The following is a 15,744-nucleotide window of genomic DNA, read 5'->3' as shown; positions in this document are numbered from 1 at the left end:
ATGGACAGGTGATCGTGGACTGCGGGGTGTACGCCGGCGGTGAGCGGCAGGCGCTGCCCAAGGACCCGGAGACCGTTGCCCACGCCATCGACGAAGACCACGACAGCTTCGGCTGGATCGGCCTGCACGACCCGTCCGACGCCGAGATGGAGCGGGTCCAGCGGCTGTTCGGGCTGCACGACCTGGCCGTCGAGGACGCGCTGCAGCTGCACCAGCGCCCCAAGGTCGAGCGCTTCGGCAACACGATCCTCGTCGTACTGCGGACCCTCTGGTACGTCGACGAAGGCGATGCCGTCGAGACCGGCCAGGTGACCGCGTTCATCGGGCCGCGGTACGTCGTCACCGTCCGGCACGGCGAAGGCGGCGAACTGGCCACCACCCGGCACCAGCTCGAGGAGCGGGCGTCGATGCTCGGGCACGGCCCGGCCGCGGTGCTGTGGGCGATCTGCGACGCGATCGTGGACGACTACGAGAAGGTCGCCGAGCAGGTCGAGTTCGACGTCGACGAGATCGAGAGCTCGGTGTTCTCCCCCGAACGGACCAGCGACGCGGAGCGGATCTACCGGCTGAAGCGCGAGGTGCTGGAGATGCGCCGCGCGATCGACCCGCTGCGCGAGCCGATGGAGCAGTTCGCGCACGGCGTGGCCGGTCTCGGTCCGAAGGCGAGCCCGTTCTTCCGCGACGTCGCCGACCACCTCAGCCGGGTCTCCGACCAGGCCGAGGCGATCGACACGCTGCTCACCTCCGCCCTGAACGCGCACCTCGCCCGCGTCTCGGTCCAGCAGAACGACGACATGCGGAAGATCTCCGCCTGGGTCGCGATCGCCGCCGTACCGACCATGCTGGCCGGCATCTACGGCATGAACTTCGACAACATGCCCGAGCTGCGCTGGCACTTCGGCTACTACGCGATCCTGATCGTGATGGCCGTCATCTGCGTCACGATGTACCGCTTCTTCCGCAAGGTCGGCTGGCTCTGATACGCACGGCGACCGCAAGACATTCAATCCACTTCGGTACTGAACGGATCCGATCCGCCAGGCGTGTTAGTCGCCATGCCAATCGACCCACAGCGAGCCAACACCCGCACCAGCACGACGTCCCGCCGCCAGGCGCTGACCGCGGCCGTCTCCGCCGTCGCGCTCGGCGCGAGCGCCCTGACCGCGCACGCATCGGTGCCCAGAGCAACAACCAGTACGAACGTCGTCGTGGAGTGGAACCGCATCCTGCTGTCGCTGGTGCAGACGCCCGGCGCGCAGCCCGCGCGGATCCAGCCCACCCGCGACTTCGCGATCATGAGCAAGGCCGTGTACGACGCGGTCAGCGCGTCGAGCCACGTGATCGGGGTACGCCGTACGTCCGAGCAGCGCGCCGCCGCCGCGCAGGCCGCGCACGGCGTCCTGACCGCGATGTTCCCCGGCTCCTCGAGCGGGCTCGACCGCCAACTCACCGATGATCTCGCCCGCATCCCGTCCCACCATGCGCGGGCCGCCGGCGTGCGTGAGGGCGCCGCGGCGGCCGCTCGCGTCCTCGCGGTCCGTGCCGCCGACGGATCCGGGGCGACGCCGCCGACGTACCGGACCACCGGACGGCCGGGCGACTTTCGTCCGACTCCGCCCGGTTTCGCCGCACCCGTCTTCACCCACTGGGGCGCGGTCACCCCGTTCGTACTGCGCAGCGGCGACCAGTTCCGGCCTGGTCCCCCGCACGCGATGACCAGCCGGCCGTACGCCACCGCGCTCAACGAGGTGAAGAGCCTCGGCCGCGACCACAGCACGACCCGAACGCCCGAGCAGACCGAGATCGGTACGTTCTGGTCGGCGCCGATCCAGAACTACTGGAACGACATCGCCGACCGGGTGCTGACGTCGCGGCACAGCGGCACCGAGGCCTCCGCCCGGGCTCTCGCGCTGCTGGACCTCGCGCTCGCCGACTCGACGATCGCGCTGTACGACGCCAAGTACACCTACCGGCTCTGGCGCCCGATCACCGCGATCCGCCTCGCCGACGCCGACCGGAACCGCCTGACCACGGCCGATCCGACCTGGACCCCACTCGCCGCGACGCCCGCCGATCCGTCGTACCCCGGAGCGCACAGCGCCCTCAGCGCGGCCGCGGCCGAAGTACTGACGACGCTGTACGGCGACGTGGACTTCACCGTCACCTCACCGACGTTCCCGGGCGTGACGCGGTCGTTCCGGAGCTTCCGCGACGCCGCCGCGGAAGCCGGACTGAGTCGCATCTACGCCGGTGTCCACACCCGCATCGACCATCGCGCGGGCCTGCTGCTCGGGACCCGGGTCGGGTCGTACGTGCTCAGGTGGCGGTGATCGTGCTTGTCGACAGCAGGATCAGCAGCACGATGCCGAGAAGCACGCGGTAGAAGGCGAACAGCTCGATCGAGTGCTTGGCGACGAAGCGGAGCAGCCAGGCGATCGAGGCGTACGCGACCACGAAGCTGACGACCGTGCCGATGAGCAGCGGGGCCGCACCGACCGAGCCGCTCAACGCGTCCTTCAGCTCGTAGACACCCGCTCCGGCCAGCGCCGGGATGCCGAACAGGAACGACACTCTGGTGGCGGCGACCCGGTCGAGGCCGCGGAACAAGCCGGCCGAGATCGTTGCGCCGGAGCGGGACACACCCGGGATCAGCGCGAGGCACTGGACCAGGCCCATGACCAGTGAGTCCAGGAAGGTGATCCGGGTCAGCGGCCGGGCCTTGCTGCTCAGCCGTTCGGCGGCGACCATCACGACCGACCAGACGATCAGCGCGCCGGCCACCCACCACAGGCTCCGCAGCGGCCCGGAGATCAGGTCCTTGGCGAGGAACCCGACGATCCCGATCGGCAGCGAGCCGACGATCACGTACCAGCCCATCCGGTAGTCGAACTCGTCGCGCCGCTCGCGATGGGTGAGACCGCCCACCCAGGCGCCGATGATCCGGACGATGTCCTTCCAGAAGTACAGGACCACCGCGATGATCGCGCCGACCTGGATCACCGCGGTGAAGCCGGTGATCGACGGGTCGTCGATCTTCAGCCCGAGCATCTTCGACACGATCGTCAGGTGCCCGGTGCTGGAGACCGGCAGGAATTCGGTCAGGCCCTCGACGATGCCGAGGATGATGGAGTCCCAGATCGTCATCAGTGGCCGACCCCGGACAGCTCCAGCGCCTCGGCGGCGGTCCGCAGGTCGGCGATCCGCTGCTCGAGTGTCGACGCGAACGGCGTCACCGATACGGTCGTCGCACCCGCCTCGGCGTACGCGGTGAGCTTCTCGGCGATCCGCTCCTTGCCGCCGAGCAGCGAGATCGAGTCCAGGAAGCCGAACGGTACGGCGGCCATCGCCTCGCGGTGCTTCTTGTCCAGGTACAGGTCCTGGATCTGCTTGGCCTCGTCGGCGTACCCCATCTGGACCGCGAGCGCGTTGTAGAAGTTCTTCTCCCGGCTGCCCATGCCGCCGACGTACAGCGCGGCGTAGCCACGGATCGGGTCGGCGGCGGCCTGCAGGTCGTCCCCGGTCATCAGCGGCGTGGAGACCACGACGTCGAAATCGTCGAGGTCCTTCTGACGGACGGCGCGGCCCGTCCTGATGTGCGTCAACTGCTCTCCAAGGAAGCCTGGGTCGTTGAGGATGCCGAGCCAGCCGTCGGCGATCTCGCCGGCCAGCTCGAGGTTCTTCGGGCCGACCGCGGCCAGGTACACCGGCACGTGGTCGCGGATCGGCCGCACGGTCAGTTTGAGCGCCTTGCCCGGACCGTCCGGCAACGGCAGGGTGAAGTATTTCCCCTCGTACGCGACCGTATCCCGGCGGAGGGCCGCGTTCACGATGTCAACGTACTCACGGGTCCTGAGCAGAGGCTGAGAGAATCGGACGCCGTGCCAGCCCTCCGAGACCTGCGGTCCGGACACACCCAGACCGAGCCGGAACCGCCCGTTCGAGAGCCGGTCCAGGGTGGCCGCCGTCATCGCGGTCATCGCCGGCGTCCGGGCCGGGATCTGGAACACTGCCGCGCCGACGTCGATCGTGGTCGTCTGGGCGGCGATCCAGCTGAGCAGGGTGGCGGCGTCCGAGCCGTACGCCTCCGCGGCCCAGGTGACCGCGAAACCGAGTGCCTCGGCCTCCTTCACCAGCCTCAGGTGGTCCAGATGGTCGTCGCCGCCGAAGACGAAGCCGATGTTGAGTCCGAGTCGCATGACTGGCGAGCCTAGCGAGAGGTTGTCGGTGGCCCGCAATAGGCTCGGGTCATGCAACAGCGCTATCTCGGTCACAGTGGACTCGCGGTGAGCAGGCTCGGCCTGGGCACGATGTCGTGGGGCCGGGACACCGACGAGCACGAGGCGCGCGAGCAGCTCGCCGCGTTCGTGTCCGCCGGCGGCACGCTGATCGACACCGCCGCGGCGTACGGCGACGGCGACAGCGAGCAGCTGATCGGCTCGCTGCTCGGCGACGTGGTGGACCGCGACGACGTGGTGATCGCGACCAAGGCCGGCTTCAGCGTCCGCCGGGGCGAGCGGATCACCGATACCTCGCGCGGTGCCCTGCTGCGCGACCTGGACCGATCGCTGCGCCGGCTGAATACCGATTACATCGACCTGTGGCAGCTGCACACCTGGTCCGACGACGTCCCGCTGGAGGAGACGCTGTCCGCGCTCGACCACGCGGTCAGCTCCGGCAAGGTGCGCTACGTCGGCGTGTCGAACTACGCCGGCTGGAAGTCCGCCCGCGCTGTCACCTGGCAGCAGGCCTGGCCAGGCCGCGCGGTCCCGGTCAGCAACCAAGTGGAGTACTCACTGCTCGCCCGGGACGCCGAGGTGGACGCGCTGCGCGCAGCCGCCGGCCTCGGGATCGGGGTGCTGGCGTGGTCGCCGCTTGGCCGCGGCGTGTTGACTGGGAAGTACCGCACCGGGATCCCTGCGGACTCCCGGGCGGCGTCTCAGCATCTGTCCAGATTCGTCGACCCCTATCTCGACGCCCGGTCATCGGGCATCGTGGAAGCGGTCGCGCGAGCCGCCGACGGGCTCGGCTGGACCGCGCTCGAGGTGGCGCTCACCTGGGTGCGGGACCGGCCCGGCGTGTCGGCGGCGATCGTCGGGGCCCGGACCGCGTTGCAATTGAAGTCGATACTGGGTGTCGAGGAGCTCACGCTGCCGCCGGCCATCGTGGCGGCGCTGGAGGATGTTTCCTGAAGTCTGCAGGTGGAGGTGTGGATGGCCGAGTACGAACTGCAGCAGTTCGAGGTGTCCAGGACGGAGTCCCGCGGCGCGGTGCGCAAACTGCTCACCGAACACGCCGAGTACGGCGGCTGGGAACTCGCCCGGCTCCGCCGCTACCCGGACGGCTCCCGCCGCGTGTGGCTGCGCCGCCGGATCATCCGGGTGATGCGGACCCTCTGAGCAGGACGCTCACCAGTTCCCGCCGGCTGCCCACGCCGACCTTGTCGAACGCCGCCCGCACGTGCTCCTGCACGGTGTGCGGCGACAGGCACAGCTGCTCGACGATCTGCCGGGTCGAGTAGCCGCGGAGCACCAGCTCGGTGACCCGCTGCTGGGCCGGCGTCAGACCGTGCAGTTCGAGCAGCAACGAGCCCAGCTGCGCGGGTGTCACCGGTTCGATCACCACCACGGTCTGCCCGTCTTCCCCGAGCCTGGACGCCTGGATCTCGAGCCACTCACCCCGGTGCGTCCGGATCTTCAGCCGGGTGGTCACTTGATCGAGCTGCATCCGCGCCGCCACAGCGCGGACAGCCACCGGCAACTCGCCGATCGGCCCCAGCTCGGACAGCCAGTGCTCCGCTTCCGGGGTTGCCGAAAGCGGTCGCAGCATCCGGTCGAGCACCACCACGCCGGGACCGATCCGCGGCGGCGCTTCGGCAGGTTCCCGGCCCGCAGACCGCCCGGCGTCCGCCGCGTCCTCCGGTAGGGCGCCGCGGAGTCCTCGGCGCAAACCTTCGCCGAGGTGCGGCGCGAGTCGCCGTACCAGCTGGATCTCGTGGTCGGTGAAACCGGCGTCGGCGTCCTCGCGGTGCAGGCAGAGGACGCCCCAGCAGCGCCCGTTCGACATCAGCGCCGCGCGCAGTTCGTCACCCAGTCCGAGTGGTCGCATGAGTTCGACGTACCGCCGGCTGGCCCGCCAGTCGCCCCGCGTGGCCTGTCCCAACGACCGCACCGGCTCGGGCCCACCGGCGAGTACGGCGAACTTGTTCACGTCGTCCTGACCGAACTCGTTCGCGATGAACTGCTCGGTGACCGCACCGAGCGGCTCGTCGGCGACCGCCGAGGTGAACAGCACGGTGCCCGGGTCGACCGTCGCGAAGAACGCCGCGTCGACGGTCAGCTCCCGCCGCAGCCGGGCGAGCACCTCGGCGCGCAGCTGATCGGCATCCAGCCCCGTGTAACAGCGCCGGATCATGACCTCAAGGCGATCGCCCGCCCCCATGATCGTGATGCTACGCCGTACCTAGGCAGGTACCAGGCCGAGCTGCCGGAGCATGCCGAGCTCGTCGAGCTGGCCCCAGCGCTCCACGATCAGCCCGTCGCGAACCCGGAAGATGTTGATCCCGGGCAGGCTGACGGACTTTCCGGTCGCCGGCACGCCCATGATCTCGCCCCGGTGCGTCCCACTGGCGGTGAACCGCTCGACGACCAGGTCGTCCTCGGCGATCAGCTCGTGCAGCTCGCTGTGCCAGTCCGGGAACGCCGCCCGGATCACGGTGGCCGCGTGCCGGAAACCCTCGCGGTCCGGCGTGGCGCCGAATCCGGGTGAGTTGTGTGCGACGAAGTCCTCGGCCAGGTAGGTGTCCACCGCTCCGAGGTCGCCTTTGCTGAACAGCCCGTCGATGAAGTCCTTGACGACGGCTTTGTTGCGCTCTGTTGTGCTCATGCCTCGATGCTCGGCGCGTGCCGCTGCGCGGTGTACCCCGATTAGTTGGGGTTCTGACGGCGCAATATCTCTGCGGCAGAGGTATTCTTCGGGTATGAGCGAGGCGCTGACCGAAGACCTGCTGGCCGCGATCGGGCTGGTGCGGCGGCATCTGCGACGATCCGTCGGCCGGCCGTTCCCGGAGGGCGCGCTGACCGACTCGCAGGGCGAGCTGATCCGGACCGTCCGGCGCAACCCCGGCATCTCGGTCGCCGAGGCCGCTGCCGAGCTCGGGCTGGTCGCCAACACCGTCTCCACCCTGGTCGGCCAGCTCACCGAGCGCGGCCTGCTGCAGCGGACGCCCGACCCGACCGACCGCCGGATCGCCAGGCTCACGCTGACCGACCCGGCCCGCGAACAGGTCGAGGCCTGGCGCGATCGGCGTACCGCCCTGGTCACTCGCGCCCTCGACGACCTCTCCCCAGCCGACCGCGACGCGCTCCGGGCTGCCTTGCCGGTGCTCGCCGTACTGGCCGAACGCCTCCATCCCGAAGAGCAGAAGGAGCGGGTATGACTGCCGTCGAGGTCAGTGGGTTGAGTCACCGGTTCGGCGACCACGTTGCCGTGGACAATCTCGACCTGACCGTCTCCGACGGTGAGTGTTTCGGGCTCCTCGGGCCGAACGGTGCCGGCAAGACGACGACGTTGCGGGTGCTCAACACGCTCTATCCGCCGCAGTCGGGATCGGTCCGCGTGTTCGGGCTGGATGTGAAGGCCGACGCGATGGCGGTCCGCCGGATGCTCGGGTACGTGCCGCAGCAGCTGTCGATCGAGGGTGCGTTGTCCGGTCGCGAGAACGTGTCGTGGTTCGCGCGGCTGTTCGACGTACCGCGGCGGGAACGGGCCGCACGGGTGGCCGAGGTGCTGGACATCGTCGACCTGACGGACGCGGCCGATCGGCTCGCGTCGACGTACTCGGGCGGCATGGTGCGCCGGCTCGAGCTCGCGCAGGCGCTGGTGAACCGGCCCGCGCTGCTCGTGCTGGACGAGCCGACGGTCGGCCTCGACCCGGTCGCGCGGGACTCGGTGTGGGCGCGCGTCCAGGAGATGCAGGAGCGGTACGGGATGACAGTGCTGCTCACCACGCACTACATGGAAGAGGCCGACATCCTCTGCGACCGGGTCGCCCTGATGCACCTCGGGCAGCTGCGGGCGGTGGGTACGCCGGCTTCGCTGAAGGCCGAGCGGGGTCCGGACGCGAGCCTCGAGGACGTCTTCCGGCACTACACCGGCTCGAGCCTGGAAGGGCAGGAGAAGGGAGGTTTGCGCGATGTCCGTGGCACCCGTCGTACGGCCCAGCGGATGGGCTGAGTCGCGTCCGCTCCGGCTGATCTCACGGATCGGCACGTTCTGTCTCGTCGAGCTGCAGAAGCTGCGGCACGACCGGACCGAGCTGGTCACCCGGGCGATCCAGCCGGTGCTCTGGCTGGTGATCTTCGGCCAGACGTTCAGCCGGATCCGTGCGATCCCGACCGGCAACGTCCCGTACCTGGACTACCTGGCGCCCGGGATCATCGCGCAGTCGGCACTGTTCGTCGCGATCTTCTACGGCATCCAGATCATCTGGGAACGTGACGCCGGCATCCTCACCAAACTGCTGGTGACGCCGTCGCCGCGATCCGCCCTGGTTGCGGGCAAGGCGTTCGCGGCCGGAGTACGGACGATCTCGCAAGCCGTCGTCGTACTGATCGTCGCCGCGCTGTTGGGCGTCAGCCTGACCTGGAATCCGCTGAAGCTGCTCGCCGTCCTTGTCGTGGTGGTGCTCGGCGCGGCGTTCTTCTCCTGCCTGTCGATGACGATCGCCGGGCTGGTGTTGCGTCGCGATCGGCTGATGGGCATCGGGCAGGCGATCACGATGCCGCTGTTCTTCGCCTCGAACGCGCTCTACCCGGTCTCGTTGATGCCTGGCTGGCTGCGGGCGGTGTCGCACATCAATCCACTGACGTACGAGGTCAGCGCCTTGCGCGGGCTGCTCATCGGTCAGCCGACGACGTACTGGCTCGACTTCACCGTCCTGATTGTGGCTGCCATCGCGGGTATCTGCGCCGCATCCGCACTCCTCGGCCGGCTCGCGCGCTAGCGATCAGGACCAGGACGGCGACGACTGCCGTGACAAGGCCCGCGCCGATCAGGGCGGTCTCGGCGCCGGCCGCGGCGATGATCGGTCCGCCGACGAGCAGGCCGGCGGCGCTGGCCGCGTTCACGACGACGCTCTGGCCGGACAGCAACGTACGGCGGTCCGGACCGGTCGACGAGCGGGTGATGAGCACGGAGATCGCGGCGATGCCGATCACGACGGCGACACCGGAGAACGCGCCCATCAACGCGATGGCCGGTGGCGTCGTCCACAGTCCCATGCCGATCCAGCACAGTCCGGACCAGCCCCACGCGACGACGGCGGTCCGCACGGGCTCGGTCCGACGTACGACGGCCAGCGACACCGCGGTGCCGATCAGTGAGCCCACGGCGTACCCCGTCATTCCGGCGGCGAGGTAGACGCCGGGCCGGCCGCGCTGCTCGCCCAGTACGGACAGCCCGAGGGTGAAGGCGAACCAGGTGACGCAGCCGGTGCCGCGCACGATCCAGCCGTACAGGACCTCTCTCCGACCACGCAGACTCTCCCGGATCGACGGTCGGGCGCTGTCCGGGCTGACCTCGGTGGGCCGGACCGTGCAGGCAAGGAGTCCCGCACCGATCACGGCTGCTGCCTCTGCCCAGAGCAGCTCGCTTGTGAACCCGGCCGCTACAGCGATGGCGCCGACCGACGGACCGACCAACATCCCTAGTCTTCGGAGCCCGTCCTGCCAAGTGAGGAGCAGGACCGCTTTGCCAGCTCCCCAGCGGTCGCCGGTGTCGGCGAGCAGCGCCGACCTGCCCGGGTTCGCCAAGGCGTCGCCGAAGCCGAGGAGGAGACCGCTGACAACGAGCAGTTCGGGCGACAGGACGCCGAGCCCAGCGGCCGCCGGAACCACCGCCAACGCGATCGCGGACACCAGCGCCACGATCGCCAGACGTGGACCGGAGTCGACCCATTGCCGCGCCTTCCGCGCCCACCACGGTGAGAGCAGGACCGGGATGCCTGCCGCGCCACCGACGAGTCCGGTCGCCGCGACGGAACCCGTCTCGCGCAGGATCACCAAGGGCAGGGCGACCTGGGTGATCCGCATCGCGAAGTCCGCCGTACCGCTCCCGGCCAGCAGCGCCAGCGCCTCGGTTCTTGCTCTCACACCTTGAATTCTTGGCGTTTGAGCGGGTCGCAGGTAGCCGGCTGGACTTGCCTGCTTGCCATAGGCTCAGCCTATGGCTTCATTACCCTCGGTCGAAGACCTGCGGCTGGTGCAGGCCGTCGTCCGGACCGGCGCCGTCGGTACGGCGGCCCGTGAACTCCGCATCTCGCAGCCGTCGGCGTCGCAGCGGCTGGCCCGGCTCGAACGGCTCTGCGGGACGAAGCTCTTCGAGCGCGACACCCGCGGTGCCCGTCCGACCCCGGCCGGCGCCGAGCTCGGCCGCCGCGCGGACCACATCCTCGCCCACCTCGAGGAGGTGTACGACGCGACCCGTGCCGCGGCGGTCGCCCAGCGGCTTGTGATCGGCACATTCGCCAGCCTCGCGCCGATCCTGTTCCCGGTCCTCGACGCCGACCTGCCCGACCTGGAGATCCAGCAGCAGGTCGACCACGGCCACTTCCTGGTCGAGCGCGTCGCCGAGGGCACGATGGACGCCGCCTTCATCGCGATCGCCGATCAGATGAGGCTCCCCCGCGGTACGGTCGCCCGCAGCGTCGGCCGCGACGAGCTCGTGCTGTTCGTACCACCTGGGGCCCGCCCGCCGGGGCGTGGCCGGCAGCCGTTGAAGGACCGACCGGTCGCGTTCTCGACGTACGACAAAGGCAGCGAGGAGATCCACACCCGCCTCGCAGCCCTCGGCGCGAACCCCCGCCGCGGCGTCACGCTCAGCACCACGATCGCCATGGCCCGCCGCCGCGCCCACCTCGCCCTCATCCCCCGCAGCGCCCTGGCCACCGAACTCCGCCCAGGCGAACACCTGACCGCAGCCCCGTTCCACTACCGCCTGACGCTCTCCGTCATCACCACCCCAACCCCACCCGAACCCCTACTGACCCACCTCCCCCACCTCCGCACCACCCTGAACCTCTCGTGAGACCAAGGCTGTGGGTGGATCAGTCCGAGCCGAGGATCCGCAGACCGTGGAAGGATCGAAAGTCCTCGAAGTCCTTCAGGTTGAGCGTTGCCAGCGGGAGATCGTAGGTCAGGCAGCACGATGCGATCCACATGTCGTTCGCCGGCCGAGGTCGGCCTCTGCCCACGGCTGCAGCAGACAGCCGACCCCAGGTCGCGGTCACTGCTTCGTCACCGGGCAGAACAGGAATGCCGGATATCCAGTCGGCGAGCGCTTGCCGGTTCCGGGCGCCCCACTGGCGAATCTCAGCCCACTTCGCGAGCTCGCCAAGAGTAACGAACGTGATCATGGGCTGCCGGCCGATCAGACGCGTCGTCAGTGGGCCGCTGAGCTTTCGTTTGTGGACAAGAGACGCAACATCGGTATCCAGGACAACGGGCTGCATGGGTCAGGCGATCTCACGATGCCGTTCGGCATATGTGTACGCCAGGAAGTCATCCAGTTCCTCGTCCGATCCGAACGTGTCCGCGGCGAGATCATCCAGTGACTTGATGGGCTCGGTCCGCTTCGCGGCGATCAAGTCCATCACGGACTGCGATGGCCGCACAAAAGGCGCACCAGACTGGTCTGCGGTGCCTGTATCCATGAGCCCTCCGTCCAGCCGATCTCCCACCTCAACCATCATACGGCCCCGCGTGACGTCCGAACCATCACGAGCCGTAGTCGGCGGGTGCCGGTCGCCGTCTCAGCCTCGTTGCTATCAGCAACAGCAGGGATGTCTCCGGCCGCTACCTCCCGGGGAGTGGCCACTGACAGGATCGGCACACGCCATCGGACAGTAGTGAGCAGATCTGACCGGTAGTGGTCATTCGCGTTGACGGGCGGGGGCGGCGGTTGTGGGGTTGGGGGTATGGCGAGCGTCGATGACGTGCGGCGACAGTTCCGGGAGCCGCCGGCCGAGGGGCGGCCGATGGTGCGTTGGTGGTGGTTCGGGCCGTCCGTCGAGCGAGACGAGATCGACCGCGAGCTGAACGCGATGGCAGCGGCCGGGCTCGGTGGCGTGGAGGTCGCGTTCGTGTATCCGATGGGGCCGGTGACGGCACCGTTCGGGTCGCCGGAGGTCCTCGAGCTGGTCGGATACGCGGCGCGGACGGCCCGGTCGCTCGGACTGCGGTTCGACGTGACGCTCGGGAGCGGGTGGTCGTACGGCGGTCCGCACATCGGGCCGTCGCTGGCGGCGCGGCGGTTGCACTGGGATCGGCGGGAGATCGGGGCGGCGGCGTACGACGTACCGATCGTGCCGGCGTGGCCGGGTGACGAGTTCGTCGCGGCGTACGTCGGGGACGGGAACGTGCCGTCGTCGTACGTCGAGGTGCCGGTGAGCGACGGCGTCATCCATGTGCCGGCGGGCGGCCAGCCGCGGGAGGTGCTGATCGCGACGTCGCGGGTGACCGGGCAGCAGGTGAAGCGGGCCGCTGCCGGGGCGGAGGGGCACACGCTCGACCACTACTCCGAGGCGGCGGCGCTGGAGCACATCCGGTGCGTTGCCGAGCCGCTGCTCAAGGCGGCTATGCCCGTCGGGTCCGCGTTCTGCGACAGCCTGGAGGTGTACGGCGCGGACTGGACGCCGGCGATGTTCTCGGAGTTCTCGTCACGGCGCGGGTACGACTTGCGGCCGCGGTTGTACGAGCTGCTGGTGGATGGGCCCGGTGCGCGGGAGTTGCGGATCGACTTCGGGCGGACGTTGTCGGAGTTGTACGAGGACAACTTCCTGAAGGTGTTCCGTTCGTGGGCGGCGGGTTACGGCGTACCGTTCCGGATCCAGAGCTACGGCGAACCGCCGGCGACGATGAGCAGCTACCGGCACGCGGACATCTTCGAAGGTGAGGGGTGGGGCTGGAAGGGCATTCCGGAGACGCGCTGGGCGTCGTCCGCGGCGAGCGTCTACGGGCGGTCGGTGGTGTCGGCGGAGGTGTGGACGTGGGTGCACTCGCCGTCGTTCCGGGCGACGCCGCTCGATCTGCAGGGCGAGGCGCACGAGCACTTCCTTGCCGGGGTCAACCAGCTGATCGGCCACGGCTGGCCGTACTCCCCCACCGATGGCCCGGGCCTCGGCTGGATCTTCTACGCCTCCGGCGCCCTCGACGACCGCAACCCTTGGTGGCCGGCGGCAACCGCCTTGTTCGCGTCGTTGCACCGCCTGTCCTGGGTCCTGCAGCAAGGCACGCCGGTACGCCCGGTCAAGATCTACATCCCGACGTCCGACGCCTACGTTGCCGGCGGCCCCGAACCGCTCAACCTCTACCGGGTCGCGCGCCGGCTGATCCCACCGACGATCCCCAGCACGATCCGCGAAGCCGGCCTCGACTTCGACCTGATCGACGACGACGCCATCACGGTCCTCGACCCCGCCGACATTCCGTTGGTCGTAGTCCCGGCCGGCACCACAACACCTGACCGAACCACCCGTTGGCTCGACGAAGTCACAGCCTCCGGCGGAACGGTCGTCACCGACCCCACCGCGCTCGCCAGGCACCTACCCCCACCCCCATTCCCGCCGGTCCCCGACGTAGGCGTGGTCCACCACCGCCTCGACGACGCCGACCTCTACTTCACAGCCAACACCTCCCCCGAACCCCGCACCCTCACCTTCCCCACCCCGGTAGAACACTGGAACCCCCGCACCGCAGACCTCACCACAACCCAAACCCTCACCCTCCACCCCTACGAATCAGCCATCCTCATCCCCACAACCGACGATGAGTCTTCGGCCACGCCTGAGCGTTTTGTCGGTGTGGTTCTTGGCGGTTGGACGGTTGCCTTCGGCAAGGAGAGTCAACCTGTCAAGCTGCCGCATCGATGGGAGGAGCCGGGGCGTACGGCGTACTCCGGGTCTGCCACCTACCGCACCGAGTTCGAGCTGGAAGGCACCACGAGGCTCATCCTCGACCTCGGTCCAGGTGAACCCGTCGCGCCCGACAGTGAGCCGTACCTCCCGGCCAACTCCTACCGCGCGGTCATCGTCCCGCCAGTAGGAGTTGCCGCCGGCATCTACCTCAACGGGACGCACTGCGGCGACCTCTGGGCGCCGCCGTACCAGCTCGACCTCACCGACGCCGCCCGGACAGGCGTCAACGAACTGGAGATCGTCGTACACAACACAGCAGCCAACGCCCTGTCCGCCGACCAGCACCTACTCGAAACAGCCGCCGAGGTCACCGAACAGTACGGCCGCCGCTTCGACCTGCAGCACATCGAGCACGCCGCCGACTACCTCAACTCCGGGCTGCTCGCCGTACCGCGAGTTCTCCGTCAGGCCTGAGACAGGAACCGGTCCAGCACCCGCGACCCGAACTCCAGCGAAGCCGTCGGCACCCGCTCGTCGATCCCGTGAAACATGCCCATGAAGTCGAGCTCCGGCGGCAGCTGCAACGGTACGAACCCGAAGCACCGCACGCCCAACCGGCTCCACGACTTCGCGTCCGTACCGCCCGACATCAGCAGCGGCGCGAACCGGGCCTGCGCGTCCTCGGCCTGGACGCACGCCTTCATCGCCTCGACCAGCCCACCGCTGAACTCGGTCTCCAGAGCGATATCGGTGACCACGGTCTCGCGCTGCACCTTGTCGCCGAGCAGCTCGTCGATCGTCGCGTAGAACTCGTCCTCGTACCCCGGCAGGAACCGCCCGTCGATGTGCGCCTCGGCGTCGCCCGGGATCACGTTCACCTTGTAGCCGGCGTTCAGCATCGTCGGGTTCGCGGTGTTCCGGATCGTTGCCCCGAACATCCGGCTGAAGCTGCCGAGCTTGGCCAGCGTCGTCGTCATGTCGTCCGGGTCGAGCTCGGTGCCGAGCAGGTCCTCGAGCGTCTTCAGGAACTCGCGCACCGTCGGCGTGACCCGCAGCGGCCACTCGTGCGACCCGATCCGGGTGACCGCCTCGACCAGGTTGGTGACGGCGTTGTCGGTGTTCACCATCGACCCGTGTCCCGCCGTACCGCGGGCCTTGAGCCGCATCCAGTTCATGCCCTTCTCGGCGGTCTCGATCAGGTACAGCCGCAGGTCGTCCTTGACCGTGACCGAGAACCCGCCGACCTCACCGATCGCCTCGGTGCAGTCCGCAATCGTGTCCGGGTGATTGTTGATCAGCCACTGCGCGCCGTACACGCCGCCGGCCTCCTCGTCGGCCGTGAACACCAGCCGCACCGGCCGCCGCGGCTTCACCCCGGCCCGCTGACGCGCCCGTACGACCGACAGCACCATCGCGTCGAAGTCCTTCATGTCGACCGCACCGCGGCCCCACACACAGCCGTCGAAGATCTCCCCCGCGAACGGGTCGACCTTCCAGTCCTTCGGATCGGCCGGTACGACGTCCAGGTGCCCGTGCACGAGCAGCGGGTCCGCATCCTGGTCCTCACCGTCCCAATGGGCGACCAGGGTCGCCCGGCCCGGCTCGGACTCGTAGATCGTCGACTCGATCCCGACCTCGTCCAGCTTCGCCGCGACGTACTCCGCCGCGACCCGCTCGCCGTTGCTCTTGCCGTTGCCATAGTTCGTGGTGTCGATGCGGATCAGTTCACTGCACAGCTCCACCACCTCGGCGTCGGCGGCGTACGACGTACTGTTATTCGAGGTCGTCATGCGCCCCATCCTAGGTGTGCCGCGCTCCCCACTGCGCACGGCAGG

17 protein-coding genes are annotated in these 15,744 nt (G+C 69.2%); 9 read left to right on the top strand and 8 right to left on the bottom strand.

The genetic code is table 11. From position 1 onward, the window contains the following. Window positions 1–8 precede the first annotated feature (8 nt). Together corA and FB475_RS29330 are read left to right on the top strand one after the other, a co-directional pair. Entirely contained in the window at window positions 9–980 is a 972-nt protein-coding gene (gene corA / locus FB475_RS29335; RefSeq protein ID WP_141860411.1) for a magnesium/cobalt transporter CorA, read from the top strand. 75 nt (window positions 981–1,055) lie between these two features. After that, window positions 1,056–2,330, top strand: a complete 1,275-nt coding sequence (locus FB475_RS29330) for a vanadium-dependent haloperoxidase (protein ID WP_141860409.1) — start codon at window positions 1,056–1,058, stop codon at window positions 2,328–2,330. Here the strand turns inward: FB475_RS29330 and FB475_RS29325 are convergent. After that, entirely contained in the window at window positions 2,317–3,144 is an 828-nt protein-coding gene (locus tag FB475_RS29325) for an undecaprenyl-diphosphate phosphatase (protein WP_141860407.1), read from the bottom strand. The genes FB475_RS29330 and FB475_RS29325 overlap by 14 nt on opposite strands. Beyond that, entirely contained in the window at window positions 3,144–4,196 is a 1,053-nt protein-coding gene (locus FB475_RS29320) for an LLM class F420-dependent oxidoreductase (RefSeq protein ID WP_141860405.1), read from the bottom strand. Before FB475_RS29320 ends, FB475_RS29325 begins: the two co-directional genes overlap by 1 nt. A gap of 51 nt (window positions 4,197–4,247) precedes the next feature. Here FB475_RS29320 and FB475_RS29315 point away from each other — a divergent pair, with 51 nt between their 5' ends. Further along, window positions 4,248–5,189: an aldo/keto reductase gene (locus FB475_RS29315; RefSeq protein WP_141860403.1), complete on the top strand. Its 942-nt coding sequence runs from the start codon at window positions 4,248–4,250 to the stop codon at window positions 5,187–5,189. Between the two features lie 21 nt (window positions 5,190–5,210). Continuing rightward, window positions 5,211–5,396 carry a DUF5703 family protein gene (locus FB475_RS29310; protein ID WP_130385444.1) on the top strand — a complete coding sequence of 62 codons (186 nt, stop codon included), beginning with the start codon at window positions 5,211–5,213 and terminating at the stop codon, window positions 5,394–5,396. Here FB475_RS29310 and FB475_RS29305 read toward each other — a convergent pair. Together FB475_RS29305 and FB475_RS29300 are read right to left on the bottom strand one after the other, a co-directional pair. Beyond that, window positions 5,371–6,411, bottom strand: a complete 1,041-nt coding sequence (locus FB475_RS29305) for a LuxR C-terminal-related transcriptional regulator (RefSeq protein WP_202878599.1) — start codon at window positions 6,409–6,411, stop codon at window positions 5,371–5,373. The genes FB475_RS29310 and FB475_RS29305 overlap by 26 nt on opposite strands. A gap of 48 nt (window positions 6,412–6,459) precedes the next feature. After that, window positions 6,460–6,882 carry an ester cyclase gene (locus FB475_RS29300; RefSeq protein WP_141860400.1) on the bottom strand — a complete coding sequence of 141 codons (423 nt, stop codon included), beginning with the start codon at window positions 6,880–6,882 and terminating at the stop codon, window positions 6,460–6,462. A gap of 94 nt (window positions 6,883–6,976) precedes the next feature. Here FB475_RS29300 and FB475_RS29295 point away from each other — a divergent pair, with 94 nt between their 5' ends. Genes FB475_RS29295 through FB475_RS29285 form a run of 3 tightly spaced genes read left to right on the top strand, consistent with a single transcriptional unit; the run spans window position 6,977 to window position 9,001 of the window. After that, window positions 6,977–7,435 carry a MarR family winged helix-turn-helix transcriptional regulator gene (locus FB475_RS29295; protein WP_141860399.1) on the top strand — a complete coding sequence of 153 codons (459 nt, stop codon included), beginning with the start codon at window positions 6,977–6,979 and terminating at the stop codon, window positions 7,433–7,435. Next, on the top strand, window positions 7,432–8,232 hold the full coding sequence (locus tag FB475_RS29290; protein ID WP_141860397.1) for an ABC transporter ATP-binding protein: 801 nt from the start codon (window positions 7,432–7,434) through the stop codon (window positions 8,230–8,232). Before FB475_RS29295 ends, FB475_RS29290 begins: the two co-directional genes overlap by 4 nt. After that, complete coding sequence (locus FB475_RS29285) at window positions 8,192–9,001, top strand: ABC transporter permease (RefSeq protein WP_141860395.1); 810 nt, start codon at window positions 8,192–8,194, stop codon at window positions 8,999–9,001. The genes FB475_RS29290 and FB475_RS29285 overlap by 41 nt, the downstream gene beginning before the upstream one ends. On the opposite strand, the gene FB475_RS29280 is transcribed toward FB475_RS29285, so the two are convergent. Further along, on the bottom strand, window positions 8,928–10,148 hold the full coding sequence (locus FB475_RS29280; RefSeq protein ID WP_185759495.1) for an MFS transporter: 1,221 nt from the start codon (window positions 10,146–10,148) through the stop codon (window positions 8,928–8,930). The genes FB475_RS29285 and FB475_RS29280 overlap by 74 nt on opposite strands. A 73-nt stretch (window positions 10,149–10,221) precedes the next feature. On the opposite strand from FB475_RS29280, the gene FB475_RS29275 reads away from it, so the two are divergent. After that, on the top strand, window positions 10,222–11,082 hold the full coding sequence (locus FB475_RS29275; protein ID WP_141860394.1) for a LysR family transcriptional regulator: 861 nt from the start codon (window positions 10,222–10,224) through the stop codon (window positions 11,080–11,082). A 19-nt stretch (window positions 11,083–11,101) separates the two neighbouring features. Here the strand turns inward: FB475_RS29275 and FB475_RS29270 are convergent, their stop codons facing one another. Beyond that, complete coding sequence (locus tag FB475_RS29270) at window positions 11,102–11,506, bottom strand: type II toxin-antitoxin system VapC family toxin (protein ID WP_141860392.1); 405 nt, start codon at window positions 11,504–11,506, stop codon at window positions 11,102–11,104. Window positions 11,507–11,509: 3 nt separating this feature from the next. After that, window positions 11,510–11,647 carry a hypothetical protein gene (locus FB475_RS29265; RefSeq protein ID WP_202878598.1) on the bottom strand — a complete coding sequence of 46 codons (138 nt, stop codon included), beginning with the start codon at window positions 11,645–11,647 and terminating at the stop codon, window positions 11,510–11,512. A gap of 324 nt (window positions 11,648–11,971) precedes the next feature. On the opposite strand from FB475_RS29265, the gene FB475_RS29260 reads away from it, so the two are divergent. Further along, a complete protein-coding gene (locus FB475_RS29260; RefSeq protein WP_141860388.1) occupies window positions 11,972–14,383 on the top strand; it encodes a glycosyl hydrolase in 2,412 nt (803 codons plus the stop codon). On the opposite strand, the gene FB475_RS29255 is transcribed toward FB475_RS29260, so the two are convergent. Continuing rightward, window positions 14,374–15,699 carry a M20/M25/M40 family metallo-hydrolase gene (locus FB475_RS29255; RefSeq protein WP_141860386.1) on the bottom strand — a complete coding sequence of 442 codons (1,326 nt, stop codon included), beginning with the start codon at window positions 15,697–15,699 and terminating at the stop codon, window positions 14,374–14,376. The two genes, FB475_RS29260 and FB475_RS29255, sit on opposite strands and share 10 nt — an antisense overlap. Window positions 15,700–15,744: the final 45 nt, after the last annotated feature.

Source organism: Kribbella jejuensis, from assembly GCF_006715085.1.
In the GTDB taxonomy this organism is placed as follows: Bacteria; Actinomycetota; Actinomycetes; order Propionibacteriales; family Kribbellaceae; genus Kribbella; species Kribbella jejuensis.
This window is presented reverse-complemented; position numbering and strand designations above follow the sequence as displayed.